Consider the following 14,178-nt stretch of genomic DNA (forward strand, 5'->3'; position numbering starts at 1 on the left):
ATGCAGCGCACCATCGCAACCATTTGGTGCAGCATTGCTTGCATCGCAGCATCGTCCTGGGCGGTGATGCCCTACGTATTCGTCAACGCTGGTGTCGAGGACAAGTACGAGTACCGGGCTGCGCCCTGAGTACGAGTACGATTCTGTGCAAGAACGGCGGCGATCACCGGGCGTGGAGAGGAAAGTTGTCCATTTCAAATTCGGCCGCAAGCCCCGCTCCGTGTGAATGCCATGGTTATCCGACAGCGTGAGTCGCGACCGGTTCGGACGTATCGCTTCGAGTTACCGAGTCATTTGAGCGACGGATCAGCGCAATCGCGCCAGCAATTGCAAAGCACCCGCCAGAGATTGCTAGTCCCGCGAAAAGTGTGTGTAGTGGTTGTGGATAGTTGATCGTCACTGAACCGTCATCCAAATAGCGTTGTGAGACAACATAAGAGCATGCCATCAGGAAAGCTGTGTTCGACAAAACGAGCCACGAAGCGATTGCAAAGCAGGCATTGGCAAGAGAGCGTTGTCGGCGTACAGCAATTGTCGCTGCAACCGTCAGGAAGAGCATCGCAATCGGGGCGACGTATGGTTGCACGAGATAGATCAGATCAGTCGGTGTCATTAGGGAGACGTAGAGGATCGCGGTCGTAGGTTGCATCGGAAAACTTGTATCGGATAACGTTAACGATGTGCGGGCGGCGAGAGTGAACGTGCAAGCAGACGAACGAGCGTGCAGCTGCTCCGTCACCATCGCATGGTTCGCCGCATTTGCAGTTCACAGCGACACCCACAATCTACCCAGCAAAACAAGTCCAGTCAAATCCTGGATGCTATGCTGCTTGCTTGATCCCCGGTTTACCTAGCGTCAATTGTGCAACCGCCTTGCCTGTCAAGACCGAAGCAACGAGCAATGCAATGAAACGGAGTTCGCCCCAGTCCGGGAGAATGTAGATTAGCGAGGCCGCAACAAGGAATGTGTAGCAAAATTCCTGGCGTTCGTAGTGTTTCGAGTCGCGAATTGGTCGACGATTTGTGACACGCGCAATCACGTCCTCAACGACGGGCGGAAGAAATGCAAACGCAGCGACAAGTGCCACAGCGACAACGGTCTCTACGCTGGAAAAGCTGAGCACCAGATAGAAAAAGGCTGCGGACGCAAGGAAAGTCAGGAGTGAAAGCATGAAGTCATTCGGCGAACGTCGGGGTTCAGCGGGGCCGCGCGAGCGACTTGCCCCTTCAAAAAAGTTTGCTCGCGGATGCCGGTGCAACCCATCGTGCGTCGCCCCCAGATCTTAGTCAGTTCGAGCAGACTTTATTTGGCATCAATGTATTCCATGAGGACCGCTTTTCCTTCGTCAAATGAATGTCCACGAAAGACGATCGTTCCGTTTTGGTCAATCAGGACGCACAACGGAACGCCAGTAACGACATACTTGCGAGCAATCTCAAATGGGTACGAAGGAGATGTTTTACGTGATTCGTCGACATAGCGATCTAAAAAGTTTGTCAAATTGAACCATTTTCTAGAGTCAATATGGTTCTTTGCAACGGAGGCATCTTCGTCCAGGCAAATCGCGATGCACTGGACCTTGCCAGGATATTTCTTGTCAACCACTGACGCAAACTCATTGAATGCTGACATCGAATATTGACAGGGACCGCAAGTCGTCGACCAAAACTCAATCGCAGTGAATTGTTCATCGAAACTCACCGTGTCAGACTCATTCGATCGCATGTTTCGGGCGACAATTGTCGGCGCTTTCGCCCCTACCTCGGGCGACTCGCCAATTGCCTTGAGCTGGGCCTTAAATTCACCATCGTTTACGCGACCGAGTTGATGACTTTGACGCACCAGCGCGATCCTCAAATCTGCGTATTCTGGACCCAAATCTCCGTGTTTTGTTGTCACATGGTAGCCGTGTGGCACGGTTGAGCGTGGTTTTCCGAAGCTTGTGACAAGCAAATTTGGCGGGAGGCGAAAAGAGTCTTGTCCAGATAGCTCTCCGATCTCTGAAAGATCGAACTGAATTAGCTGGCTGAAAACGACATTACCACCTGTTTTGGCAACATATTGGACCTCTGCAGGAAAGTATTCGCCCGCCGCTAGCTCATCCCACTTGAGGACACGCATAATCTGAGTAAATGGCTGCGTTTCGCCAGGAAGCATTAGCGTGGTCTCATGGCTATTAACCAGGTGACCATGAGTTTTGTCAAAACTGATTAAAACGGAGGTTCCTCGAGGGATGCCTGGTGTTCCAATGTTTGGATCGGGCGCGCTTCCCGGATGCCCAATTTTGACCTGAAAAATATCGCCACCGTCGAGCAACACCTTGGGATCGAAAGAAGACTTATTGCATAGGTCAACGAAGGTCATATCTGGGTCCGAAGCGAAGAGTCGGTATGACCGCAAAGACCGCCAAGGAAAGAGTCGCCGAATTGGCTTTACGTCGTCGTATAGACTTGCACGCATACCAGCTACCGCGATGTCGCTCTTCAATTCAGCATTTGCATCGTAGCCAACGATGTCGACGAAACGATTGCTGTTCCATATCGCGCAAACCGGCTTCTCATTTTCTCGAAAGTTGGTCGTAACTTCGCCAGATTGCGACAGCGCAGTGGAGAATTTTTCGACAGACTGTTCGGTACCATTTGCATCGAGATTGCGGACAGTCCATGCAATCTTGGCATTAGGCAAGGTCGCCAATTGCGACTCGTGCACGCCTAACGCCCGTTTCAACTCATTTGGTTCGTCACCGTTCGCGACGACAGCGCCCCCGTGAAACAAGAACACGACCAGGACACATTGAATAGGCTTGAAGACGGACAGCATAACGAAGTTCCGAAAGAGTGGAAGCGTACCTTGAGGACAGACGTAGGTGAAGGCGGGAACGCAATGTGTCGACGAACGGTGGGGGTTAGCGGTCCGGGAAGATTGAGCAACCATTGCCAAAAAGGACGCAAGGGCAGCGCCGGGGCAACCAAGTGTACGCCGCCAATTCGGGTTTGATGTGCCGAAGGGTTCAATGGTAACCCTATTGACCGGCGATCCCATGATTCTCCAGTTTACGATGCCGTCGACGATTTTGCCATCGAAACAGGAACCAGCCGATACAAGCCCCCACGCCACCGAACAGCGGATCGAAATTGATCGGGCGAATCGTTGCGAGTTTTGGTGAAAAACGCAATGCAAACAACGCCGAACCAATCATCCACATCAACGCGTACGCGACAGTCTTCAGTGTGATCGCTGGTCGAGACGAACGGATTGAGCGAGCGTTGTCGTCGGCAGGCGATGAATACGGATTTGGATCGTTCATGAAGTGCCGCGATTGTCGATGACGTGCTAGCGATTCAATGTGCGGCACTCTGTCGACGAACGTCGGCGATAACCGAGCGGCGACGGATGAGTTTCCACTTGTGTCCACCATGCTTCGCCGCTTCGGTTGATCGCATGGTTCGCCAATTCATCCTACTGTTTCGAATCATCAGCAGTCGATTTAATAGCCGCCAGTGACTCATCCAATTCCCGCTGTTCTTCTGGCCTAATTTTCCGCGATGAAATGAAGTGATTGCGGACGACAACGTTCGCCGGCAGCTCTGTTTCAGAACCTACGACATTCAGCATAATGCGGTAAACTTCGAATCGGTAGCCAGATTGATAGTGCACTGCGACTCTGCCGAGAAGTGCGCCCGGAGGCATTACTCGTGTTTCGGCAATTGCTCGAACTCGATTGCGTAGATCATTTGATACTTTTGGTTTCTCGCCGGGTTGCCACGACCGAACTGCAGCAACCACTTCTTCTTCCGTCAACGGAAGTTGCCCAGCCTGTTCGCGTTGTTGATCGTTTCTGAGATTAAAGCCCTCTACAGCAAGCGCCAGAGAAATGTCTTTGGAGCTGCGGTCTTCAGACGCGAGGACAAGGTTCGAGACGCAGATCAGTGTTAGGGCGAAGGGGAGTAATTTCAGTTGCATGAGAGCATCCTTTGGTAAAGTTAAGGCGAACGGTAGCGATCAGCCGGCGGCGACGAAAGATTGTCCATGTCAAATCCGCCCGACTTCGCCGCTCGGGGCGAGTAGAACGGAGTCTCTCGGATGTTAGGATACGCTTTGTGTTCACGGTTTGCCACAGATTTCTCCTTGTGGTGTCACCATATTTGATCCTTGTCCAATTGATCACCGACCCCTCTCAGAACCGGACTGGCGCCGCCGGCGCATCCGGCTCCCAGCCTACACCTCTCACCTGGCATCACTTTGCACTCTTCAATCGCGACCAAGTCCGCGCCACGAGGACTTTCCCCGTGGAAATCCATTTGATTCACAGCGAACACCGCTCGCAAACGTTTGCCCGCGAATCACGCTAAGGATCGCGAATGAGTGCGGCATGACAAAACTGCCAAGGGGCAATCACGCCGCAATTAACAACTCGTGCCAACCGCGGAACCAGCGGCAATCGACGCACTGTTGAACCATGTACACAAATCGACGCCCCCCGAAGCCCAATAAAATCGACCTCCCCTGATGCCCATAAGCAGGCAAAAAAATGGGTGACAAAAAGATGAAGATCGAAATACAGGGCAGGCACTACTGCGTCTAGAACATTTTTCTGACGCACCAATTTTTCTGTCGGCCATCTGCTTTTTTCCCAGGAGTACCAGAGCACCGATTCAGTCTGTGCCACGCTCACTCCTCACTCCTCACTCCTCACTCCGTGTCTCCGTGTCTCCCTCCCGCCCGCTCGTCTTAAAGCCATTTCCAGTCCGCAACGTGCACGTCATGGTTCGTCAGTGTTGTTGCGTCGGCGTCGATTTGCCTTGAATGCGGAAAAGCAAAAGCCAGATCAATGGCACAACCACCGTCCAGATAGGTTGGACGGCATTGACAGTCAGGTATGGGTTGTCGAAGTCATCCGTCATCCAGCCGATCGCGGACGTAACCACACCGTAGCAAATCAGGATGCGAAGTGTCCACGAAATCGCGTTGAAGTATTTGTTAATCGGCGTCGGATTGCGCAGCAGGAATGGCGGAACAGCGTACTTTAGTGTGGTGATATACATAAATCCAATGATGGGCCAACCGTAGTACGGCAGAAGTCGCTCCGCGATGCGCGCAGACACAAGCATGGCGACAGCAACGGCAAACGCTGTGACAGAAAACGCGATGAATGCAATCAGCAGCGCTCTTTGCCGTGCACTGGGATGCGTCGCACCAGCGTCCGATGCGTGGTTGATGTGGGTTGCGAAAGCTTGCGTTGTCAGGCTGGCGAACGTTACCGATCAGCCGGCGGCGACGGATGATCATCCATTTGAACACATCCGACTTCGCCGTGCGGTTGCACCGGTTGGTTCGTCGCGGCGATTCAGATTGCGCAGCCTACCGACCAATTGGCGCCGCATCGGATGGCGAAGTCGTGGCGACGTGAAACTCAAATGATTCTTCGAAGGGATGGCTGAAAATTGTCTTTCGGTCTGTCATTATGGGTTTTGGTGTCAAAACAGTATCAATGGAGGCAATGGATGCCTCGCTCAGTCCAATTTTCTCAAGCCGCTTCGCCAGTTCAGCAACCTTTGAAAACGAAAATCTCTCCCCCGGCGCGATCGTCAAATGGCTCTTATCAATCTTCATCACTAATGAAGACTCCAACGACAGCGAAAGATCGAAATCCGTCACCGGCCTCAAAAAGGTATTTTCTGTCGCAGAGCCTGTGAGTGCTTCGGAGATAGCGTCAGCCAGGCCAAACCCCACTCCGCTGGAGACCTGAACCGAATACCGCGGCTTTCCATCGGTTGAGTCAGGTAGGGATTCAACTACGACCCAGATGGGCTTCGTAGAACCCGAAGAGTCAGCACCGTAGCCGGCCTGTGTAAACGCGGCAGCAGTGAATATGACGGCAAGTAGAAGTCGTGAGGTCATAGTAGGAACTCGTGGGTCGTGGTTGGAGAAAGAAACGAAATAGTCGACGAACATTACGGATCACGTGGTCGCCGCGAACGACTGACCACTTCAATCAACTCAACTCGGCGACTCACGTGCATCCGCTGGTTCGCCGCATTCCTGTGCGTTTGGATCGTTGACCGTTGATGTGATCCACATTCTACATACTCAGAACCCGCTGATGTAACTCGGGAGTATTGAGCCGTTCGGATGCTTTGATTATCCATTCAAGATCATCACCAGCGATCCAAATTGTCAAGTAGCGATCATTAGTCTTCTGCCCTAGCTGATTGTTTCTAACAAGATCAACAAGCAGCGAGAGAAGTGAATCCAAGAATGCGTCCGAGACCGAGGCACGCAAATCGTAATCGCCTGCACTGCAATGCGTCTCAAGGCGTTTTCGAGCAGTTTCAACGCCGTCACCGAATGAATCGCTTCGATCGCGATTGTTCAGGACTGCCCATTCAGGCGGAAAGAACCTGGCGAAATCACCGCTGCCGGATGAAAGCTCGCTTTTGCGTTGGAAAACCGGAACGATAAACTCAAGCAATCGTGTCGTGCCAACTGCGAATCCGCAAAGGTCAGCAAACTCATCGGAGAGTGATGCAAAGGCCCGTGGGATCGCAATGGCAAGTTCGTCGATCAGGGCGTCCAATAGCGTCTGAGAATACTCGTCAATGGTCATTGGCAACGTCGCAGAATCGTGATGGTGTTGCTGCATATTCAGTCGGCGAACGGTGGCGGTAACGGGGTTCGCGGGTTTGATGTTTTATTGAAGTGGACTGGCTCGCGAACTCCCGTTCACCGGTACGCCCGACATGGGCGTGAACTTGTGGGGTGCCGCTTCCTTCGGGAAGCCAGTCCCCTGTACGAAAACGGAACTTGAACGAAGGTCAGTCTACCAAATGTAATCTTTCAAGATGAAGTACTAGGCGAGGGCAACTGCGGCGAGGTGACAGACCGTGGGGAGGAAGCCGGAGCCAAAGCTGCGAGGTGACGAACAGAAACGTCGTAGAGGCAGGCGGTTTTCTGAGGCGAGTGGCCCGAGGACCACAAAGCCGTTTCCGACAGAACCGCTTGTAGGCGACGCACTTGTGCAGCGAAAGTTCACGTCCCTTATTTGGGGAGATCTGTAAGCGTACCCGTGAGTAAGCAACTTCGGCTGAAAGACGATCCCGACCGGGGTGACCCGACTCGTGCGAGCAGAAGTCAGCAGAGGTCGTAGTACCGATCCTGCCGCAACCCAGCGGCAACGGGAAGGACCAAACGTTTCTTGACAAGGAAGAACCATCCATGAACTCGATCGATCCGAAACACATAGAACCGACCTCCGGCAACCACCAAGGAGCGGAGGAACAACACGGTCCGTGCTCTTCGGAGTCCCTCACCCACCCTGTTAGTCCTGACGCCCACGTTTGACCCGGAGTTCTCCGAGTCAAGCTTTGGCTTTCGTCCTTGTCGCTCGGCTCACGAAGCGATTCATCTCGTACAGCAGCATATTTGCGCTGGCTACCGCTGGTGCGTCGATATCGATTTGTCGAAGTTCTTTGACACCGTTCAGCATGATGTGTTGATGCATCGTGTGGGGCGCAAGGTCCGCGACAAACGATTACTGCGACTGATCGGGAACTACTTACGAGCCGGTGTGATGATCGACGCCGACTTCCACCCATCGAACGAAGGCACGATGCAAGGCGGACCGCTGTCACCGTTTCTTTCAAACGTCCTATTGGATGATTTTGACAAGGAGATGGAGTCTCGCGGCCACCGTTTTGTGCGTTATGCGGACGACTTCTTGGTGTTCTCCAAGACCGAGCAGTCGGCCACACGTGTCTCCCGTGCATTTCATGGTTCGCCTTCATTATAGACAAAGCAATCCACAATCAATTTGGTCGCCAACCAGAGATATAAGCCAACGCAAACACCAAAAGAGGTACGAGCAAAAGAATAAGTGCCGATCCGACATACCATCGCCGGTAAGTTCTCCCCAATTCGGATAGCGTGTCAGTGTCAGTCAAAAAACTGTTGTTAAACCAAATCCAGCGATGGACATGGTTCGTGGGGCCAGAGGGTCTATTGTGCATGAGCGTTGATTCCCTGCGCATCAAGAAAAGGTGGCGATGTTAATCAAGACGCAAACAGGTACCGCAATCATCCCGATCGAAAAGATAATGACCAAGAGAACTTTTGCAACGACAGTTATCATTTTAATTCGGTCGGCGAACGTCGGCGATAACCGAGTCGCGGCGAGTGATTAACCATTGTCAAAAACGACGACTCCGCGACTTCGCTTCATCGCATGGTTATCCAATGATGTTTTTGATTACCGGCAAGACCTGTTCGAATGAAGCATCCAGAAACAATAAGCCAGTCACACCATCGATGAATTGATAATCGACTATATCTGCATGTTCAAATGAACCGCTGACAAGAATCGACGATTCACGACAGGTGGTCGGTAACCTCTTGCGTATTTTGCTACATTCTTTCTGTGCACTCTCAACGGTAGAAATGCTATTTATTTGGTACGCGATCATTAAGTTCGCTGAATCTATACCCTCTAGATCCGCAATTACTTTCATCTCAGAAGCCTTTTCGATTGTTAGGACAATGCCGAGACCTTCCGCTACAATTCTTGCCACGTCGTCGGATGGACGCGCTAACACCCATTTTCCGCCATACGACCGGATCTGTTCATAATCACCGTCACCAGGTGTGTAGCTCGCTCCAGGTATCATCCCCGCCGATTGGATATCCGCGGCATCTGTCATTGCAGAAACAAGATGGGGTGGTGCCATTATCAGGATGTTTAGCGGCCAATCGGCAACACTCATCTCCATTCCGTATGCTTGAGTGTAGACGGAATACGAGGGGCCGTCTTTCGCATTGAACAGGGCAACCGTAAATGCTAGCGTTTTTCGATTACGGTCCATAGTTTTTGTATTGGATAACGTTGGTGTTCACGCGGCGGCGACCCGAGCACTGAAAGCAAAACCGACGTCGCCGCCGTTCGCGTGCAACACTTGGTTCTTTGCTTTCACGGTAGTTCGATCAGGCGTCGTCCGCGACATTGACGAGCAGTTTACATAACATTCGATCCTCTCGCGACCGAAACTCGGCCGGGGCTTCGTTGCAAGCGTGAGCGTTCCAGACGTGGCTGATACATGAGATTGTATCGCTCGTGGTGAATGGCCGTTCGTCAAGCAGCCGATTAATCGCTGTAGCGACTTCGTTGAGACTCTCAAAGTACTCCCCCATCGCACATTCGACTTCATTACGGATTGCCGTCAATTCGCTGCGAACTGCGTCCGAATCAGTTTCCGACGCAAGCTCGAGATAGGCAAAGGCATTCTCCAATTGGTCGAACCAGTAAATCTCCTGATAGTGTTGGCAGTACGCGAACACAAGTCTCCGGAATTCACGATCGGTCATCCGGTTGCCACAGACTCGCAGTTGCTTTTCGAATTCAGTGCCGGTGATCAGATTTGGCATTGGCGGTTTGTCGAAGAACGGTGGTCGTCAGCGGGCACGGCCAATGTGGTTTCCATTTGTAATCGCCCCATGCCGTGCTCCGTTGCACGACATGGTTATCCGCCGTCTTGGACGATCGCAGTGTATAGGCTCCCATCCCACACATTACCCCATGGTCCATCACGCTTCAAATTCCGTGACCAACCCTTGCGATTAGAGGCAATGAGTATCGCAATGGGCGTGCCGTCGCAGTGTAATGCAACCGCGTCGCCATCATCGCGCCAAGTAAACGTCCATTCGTGAGCATCGGGATCGTGGCAAATGGTAGAGTTGTCAGTAAAACCGGATGCGGCAGGTGGTGGGCCGCCGCGATAGCGTTTGATCTCAGATGTGGGGGGAGCGCCAATTCGATTGTGAACCCATACGTCTGCAATCGGTTTTCGATCGTTCGGGCCGGACAGGTACAGCCAAGCAGAGGTGCCGTCGTCCTCGAATACAGCAACACGGCGGGACGCGTCGTTGAGCGATTCGAGCATGTAGGGTTCGTCGCTCATGTTTCAATTTCAATCGGATAACGGCAGCCATCAGTGGGTACGGACGATTGATTTTCTATTTCTAAACGCCTGATGCCGTACTCCACTGCATGGCATGGTTACCCGCCGTCATGGCGATCAGAGCGAAGACGCAAGTAACGTTTACGAAGGTAGTTTAGTGAACTGGCGACTACCGCAGCAACACCGGGGGCGAAAGCAAGCGAAAACGGCACAGTTGTCGGAATCGCCAGCGTCATGCCCAGTGCGAGCGCACCGATCATTGCAGTCTTAACCCCATCTTCGATTACGGATTCGCCCATGGTGCAAAACATGGCCGACAGAACAGCGGTCGCGAATGCGAGCACACCAATCAACGAGCCCAGTGGCTCCGATCGTTCAACTGCGATCGCAAAGCAGAAACCAACGGAGCCAGCGATCCACGCGAAAGCGATGACTACGGTGCGGACCATTTCAGTTTCGCGATACGCAATAGAGTAATGCGGATTTCAGTCGGGTAACGCTGCCCGTCACCGGGCCGGGAGTGTTTAGTCAACCATTGGCGAAACGCTCGCAAGCCCGGCTCCGGTGCACGGGTGGGTTACCCATTTTCCTAAGCATTGGGGACAACGAAGTCAGCCCTCACTTTACATTGCGGGTTGCGTTCGACAAACCGCCCCACGCCATCGGGAGTAACAAGCGTATTGCGAACATCAAGATGTGTAAGCGATGGAATCGAAGGCATGTTATCGAGTCCCTCATCAGAGATCTTCGTTTCCCAAAGGATAACGGCGTCTAAGCGATCAATTCGATCGAGCAGTTGCGTCACACCGTCAGTGATGCTCGATCGACGAAGGTCGAGAATTTGGAAATTGCTAAAAGCATTTAAATGAGGTATCAACGCCTCGACATCATCATCACCTATCGGGCGAGAACGATCGTAACCCTTGTTGTATGGCCCAAGGTTTACGCGAACGCAGTTGTAAAAATACTCGTCGTCATCAAATTGTGCTCGCAGCCAATCTGGACCGTCGTACTTGATTGCAAATGTGCCACCGTGTGCACGTATGGCAGTGACCGCTGCCTTATGACCACGAAGTCGGTTCGACAGATAGCCAATCATCAAGGCAAGGATCGTCGTAATCGCGAGTAAGGTGCGAACAGATATTCGGAGCCAGCGTTTCATAATCCCTCAACCCCGGGGCTTATGGGTAGTGAATGCAAACCTTAATCGGGGAACGTTAGGGTTTTGCGGGCGGCGGCGATTGACCTGCAAGCAGACGAAACCGCGTGCCACCGCCGCTCCGTAACAACCCATGGTTCCCCGCCATTCTCAGCGTTTCGTTGCGATCAGCACAAGGCTTGAGTCGCCGTTGAACAGGACAAGTTCGTTTTTTTCAGTCGTCGCCGCGTGATAGGTCTCGCCTGACATCGACATCTGCCCTTCGCGTTTCACACCGTATTTGTCAGCCTGCGGAGTCTGATCGTTGCCTTGTAGGGAGACAATCTCAACGGTCGTTTCGGACGTAAAGTTGTATCGAAACATCGGCTGGCGGTTGCCAAATATGTCAAAGTCAACATCCCAAACACCATCGAATTTTGCGTCAGAGGAAAGTGGCGTCAGCGTAGAACCGACACGTTGCTCGACGGCGTCCCAAACCTGAGTTCGATATTCTACAGAGTCGTCTTTGTGATCGACTGGGATGTGCTGGTTGTCCACGTTGCATCCAGAAAATGAGCTGACGGCAATGAGTAGCGCTATCGCACGGAGCAGCATGGACGATCTCTTTGTCGGGGAACGGCACGCGTAACCGGGTACGCGCGATAGATTTTCAACCTATAGAACGCCGACTCGCGTACTCCGGTTCACGCGATGGTTCCCCGACGTTCTGGCACAGTTTGTTAGTCGTCTGACGCAGGATCGGTCAATGCTCTCTGAAGGTCCTCAAGCATCGCCTCCGCAATTTCGTCGTCTGAATGTGAGCGAAACCAGTCTTGCGTAAATGATACATGAATACGATTTGCGTGGCTATCGTTCGGCACGGTCACGCCGACGCACGGTATATCGAGGCCATCAAGGTCTACGAACACGTTACCCCGCGCAAGAAGTTCGCGATGCCGAGAATCTGTAGCCCTTTCCTGAGCATGGGCAACAATCGCCGACATGCGTTGCGCGTCCATCGAACGCACCCCTACGCCTGAATCAGTGCAGCCAAGTGTGAAGATGAACATTGTCAGGGTTGCGAGACGGATCATGTCTCAATTCGGGGAACGGCCGCGTTGACCGGGCCGCGGCAAGTAAAGTTTCCAATAAAAAGCCGCCCGATCCGAGGCTCCGTGTCGAACGCTTTGTTCGCCGCAGTCCTACACCGAATCATCGTGAAAACCAACTTCAGCCTGGATGGGATTCTTTAGTGTATTCGATCTTCTTGATTTTTCGCACTGTTCCGAAAAGGTCGATACACTCGCCAGTCTTGAGTTGGCGAAGACCAACTAGGGTTTCACGATCTATGGACATGAAGCGGATTGTATTTGGTTGAGCAAATCGCTGTCGTTCGCCATCTTGGTATATGATTGTAGCGATCTCGTATTCGACCATCTTGTCAGTCTCAAGCATAGCCAGGAATTTCAACAGATTGGGCGCGACTACGGACGGTTTGCCTCGATCAAGCTCCTTCTCGTGATCCCAAAACAAGACAGGAAGAGTTTCGCTGCGCTTGGCAATGAGTAAGAGATTCCCAAACTCGTCACAAGCGATGGGAAAAGTACCGGAGGGAATGCGGTCATCATAAATTTGTAGCGTGATCGCCAAATTCGACGCGCCGGTTACACCGAAAAACTTCTTCAAGACAGTATCCTGATATGCTTTTCGTCCCCAAGTGATTCTGCGTTTAACTGGCACGCCGCCATTTTGGCACAGGAGGAAACAACGATAGTCTCTCGGAATTTGCAGACCTGCATCCCGTTCGAAACGTTCTAACATCGTCGGGGTGGCCGCGCGTCTCCGGGGTTTGCGTTGCTCAATAGAGTAGTCGCCGCTGATAGGCATCGTCGGATCTCAGTTAGGCGAACGTCTAAAATCACGGGGAACGGGCGAGGGACTTGCAAGTAAACCAATGGACGTCACTCCCGTTCTCCCGTGCATTTCATGGTTCTGGCTTCGTCCCGCTATGATTGTACCCGCGCCATTAACCAGGCACCGAGCCCTGCGATCAGCAGAATCCAGCCTCCGATCGCGACAAACACGCCAGGCGTCCCTTTGGTGATCACGGGTCGCCCCAGTCCCATCGATATTCCCGTCAGCCGTCCCATCGCGTCTGAGAACCAGATGCACAACAGGGGCAGTAGAACGAAAAGCAAAGCGCGAAAAGCGGATTCGCCGGATCCAGTCATCGTAAACACGAGCAACACAAAACCAATTGCGAGTGCCACCGAAAGTGATTTCGACAGGAATGTGAGGTCAATCAATCGAATCGCACACGCGTTGACGGAAGTCGCACAAGTTTTATTGCCAGAACGGCGGACATCACGGGGCACGGAGAGTTGACTATCCATTGCGAAAAACGCCGCAAGCCGTGCTCCCGTGCATGTCATGGTTCGCCCGCCTCGTCTGTCTCGGGCGGCATGTAGTCTACCATCTCGTGAGACCATCGCGGATCACCGTTAGAATGCTCCACCGGAGATGCTGAAATCGAGTGGATGTATCGGTCTACGAGGACGCTGTAATCGTCGCGTGTTTCGTAGGTCGGCCGAAAGTCGTCACGTAGCGAGCGCAGTTCGGTGAGGACGGTAGCGGCATTGTCGTTCTCAAGTTCGATAATCGTGTTTTGGATTAGGTCTTTTGTTGCTTCGGAGAAGTAGATATTGGATTGCAAGCGATCAAGCTTCCCGACGATCCAAGCAACGCCAATCGACATTGCGATCGCGGATACGCCCAACGCGATTCGTGCGGACCGGTTGTCGTAGAACTCGGAGATCAGCCAAGCAATCGGTAATGCGACAACGAGAAAAAGTATCAATTCAAGCATTGGCTTGCGCTGTAGTTGCAGTCACCATCTCGTTGGGCGAACGTTAACGATGTGCGGGCGGCGAAGGGTGATTAAACCACTTTGAAAAAACGATGCCGCCGCTCCGTCACCATTGCATGGTTATCGCAGATCGCAGCAAGCATGAATCCGTCACGGTTGCAGTGGCGTTCCGCCCCGTGGGTGGCCCGTCAAGCAGGCAACCGTTGGGATCGACCAGTGAGGCTAG

20 protein-coding genes are annotated in these 14,178 nt (G+C 52.7%); 1 reads left to right on the plus strand and 19 read right to left on the minus strand.

The genetic code is table 11. The features are described from left to right. Window positions 1-821 precede the first annotated feature (821 nt). From ABX962_RS14670 to ABX962_RS14710, 9 genes are all read right to left on the minus strand, one after another. Window positions 822-1,172 (minus strand): hypothetical protein, encoded by a 351-nt coding sequence (locus tag ABX962_RS14670; protein ID WP_372720634.1) that lies wholly within the window; start codon window positions 1,170-1,172, stop codon window positions 822-824. A gap of 131 nt (window positions 1,173-1,303) precedes the next feature. Further along, window positions 1,304-2,821, minus strand: a complete 1,518-nt coding sequence (locus tag ABX962_RS14675; protein ID WP_372720636.1) for a TlpA family protein disulfide reductase — start codon at window positions 2,819-2,821, stop codon at window positions 1,304-1,306. 202 nt (window positions 2,822-3,023) lie between these two features. Continuing rightward, window positions 3,024-3,308: a hypothetical protein gene (locus tag ABX962_RS14680; protein WP_372720638.1), complete on the minus strand. Its 285-nt coding sequence runs from the start codon at window positions 3,306-3,308 to the stop codon at window positions 3,024-3,026. 152 nt (window positions 3,309-3,460) lie between these two features. Next, the gene (locus ABX962_RS14685; protein WP_372720640.1) at window positions 3,461-3,964 is read right to left on the minus strand and encodes a hypothetical protein; all 504 of its coding nucleotides are present in this window, start codon (window positions 3,962-3,964) and stop codon (window positions 3,461-3,463) included. A gap of 20 nt (window positions 3,965-3,984) precedes the next feature. Next, window positions 3,985-4,119, minus strand: a complete 135-nt coding sequence (locus ABX962_RS14690; protein WP_372720641.1) for a hypothetical protein — start codon at window positions 4,117-4,119, stop codon at window positions 3,985-3,987. A 230-nt stretch (window positions 4,120-4,349) separates the two neighbouring features. Further along, entirely contained in the window at window positions 4,350-4,670 is a 321-nt protein-coding gene (locus ABX962_RS14695) for a hypothetical protein (protein WP_372720643.1), read from the minus strand. 103 nt (window positions 4,671-4,773) lie between these two features. Beyond that, on the minus strand, window positions 4,774-5,112 hold the full coding sequence (locus tag ABX962_RS14700; protein ID WP_372720645.1) for a hypothetical protein: 339 nt from the start codon (window positions 5,110-5,112) through the stop codon (window positions 4,774-4,776). 250 nt (window positions 5,113-5,362) lie between these two features. After that, a complete protein-coding gene (locus ABX962_RS14705; protein WP_372720647.1) occupies window positions 5,363-5,902 on the minus strand; it encodes a hypothetical protein in 540 nt (179 codons plus the stop codon). A gap of 181 nt (window positions 5,903-6,083) precedes the next feature. Further along, window positions 6,084-6,614 carry a hypothetical protein gene (locus ABX962_RS14710; protein WP_372720649.1) on the minus strand — a complete coding sequence of 177 codons (531 nt, stop codon included), beginning with the start codon at window positions 6,612-6,614 and terminating at the stop codon, window positions 6,084-6,086. Window positions 6,615-7,325: 711 nt separating this feature from the next. On the opposite strand from ABX962_RS14710, the gene ABX962_RS14715 reads away from it, so the two are divergent. Next, complete coding sequence (locus ABX962_RS14715; RefSeq protein WP_372720671.1) at window positions 7,326-7,790, plus strand: reverse transcriptase domain-containing protein; 465 nt, start codon at window positions 7,326-7,328, stop codon at window positions 7,788-7,790. A gap of 436 nt (window positions 7,791-8,226) precedes the next feature. Here ABX962_RS14715 and ABX962_RS14720 read toward each other — a convergent pair whose 3' ends face one another. From ABX962_RS14720 to ABX962_RS14765, 10 genes are all read right to left on the minus strand, one after another. Next, a complete protein-coding gene (locus ABX962_RS14720; protein ID WP_372720651.1) occupies window positions 8,227-8,856 on the minus strand; it encodes a hypothetical protein in 630 nt (209 codons plus the stop codon). A 118-nt stretch (window positions 8,857-8,974) separates the two neighbouring features. Then, window positions 8,975-9,415, minus strand: a complete 441-nt coding sequence (locus ABX962_RS14725) for a hypothetical protein (protein WP_372720653.1) — start codon at window positions 9,413-9,415, stop codon at window positions 8,975-8,977. A gap of 95 nt (window positions 9,416-9,510) precedes the next feature. Then, entirely contained in the window at window positions 9,511-9,948 is a 438-nt protein-coding gene (locus tag ABX962_RS14730) for a hypothetical protein (protein ID WP_372720655.1), read from the minus strand. Between the two features lie 98 nt (window positions 9,949-10,046). After that, window positions 10,047-10,247 (minus strand): hypothetical protein, encoded by a 201-nt coding sequence (locus ABX962_RS14735; RefSeq protein ID WP_372720657.1) that lies wholly within the window; start codon window positions 10,245-10,247, stop codon window positions 10,047-10,049. 290 nt (window positions 10,248-10,537) lie between these two features. Beyond that, entirely contained in the window at window positions 10,538-11,110 is a 573-nt protein-coding gene (locus ABX962_RS14740) for a hypothetical protein (RefSeq protein WP_372720659.1), read from the minus strand. 147 nt (window positions 11,111-11,257) lie between these two features. Further along, on the minus strand, window positions 11,258-11,701 hold the full coding sequence (locus ABX962_RS14745) for a hypothetical protein (protein ID WP_372720661.1): 444 nt from the start codon (window positions 11,699-11,701) through the stop codon (window positions 11,258-11,260). Window positions 11,702-11,826: 125 nt separating this feature from the next. After that, entirely contained in the window at window positions 11,827-12,180 is a 354-nt protein-coding gene (locus ABX962_RS14750) for a hypothetical protein (RefSeq protein WP_372720663.1), read from the minus strand. Window positions 12,181-12,316: 136 nt separating this feature from the next. Next, complete coding sequence (locus ABX962_RS14755; protein WP_372720665.1) at window positions 12,317-12,973, minus strand: SMI1/KNR4 family protein; 657 nt, start codon at window positions 12,971-12,973, stop codon at window positions 12,317-12,319. A gap of 119 nt (window positions 12,974-13,092) precedes the next feature. Then, window positions 13,093-13,356, minus strand: a complete 264-nt coding sequence (locus tag ABX962_RS14760) for a hypothetical protein (RefSeq protein WP_372720667.1) — start codon at window positions 13,354-13,356, stop codon at window positions 13,093-13,095. A gap of 158 nt (window positions 13,357-13,514) precedes the next feature. Then, entirely contained in the window at window positions 13,515-13,952 is a 438-nt protein-coding gene (locus ABX962_RS14765; protein ID WP_372720669.1) for a hypothetical protein, read from the minus strand. Window positions 13,953-14,178 lie beyond the last annotated feature (226 nt).

Source organism: Novipirellula sp. (assembly GCF_041583735.1).
Taxonomy (GTDB): Bacteria; Planctomycetota; Planctomycetia; order Pirellulales; family Pirellulaceae; genus Novipirellula.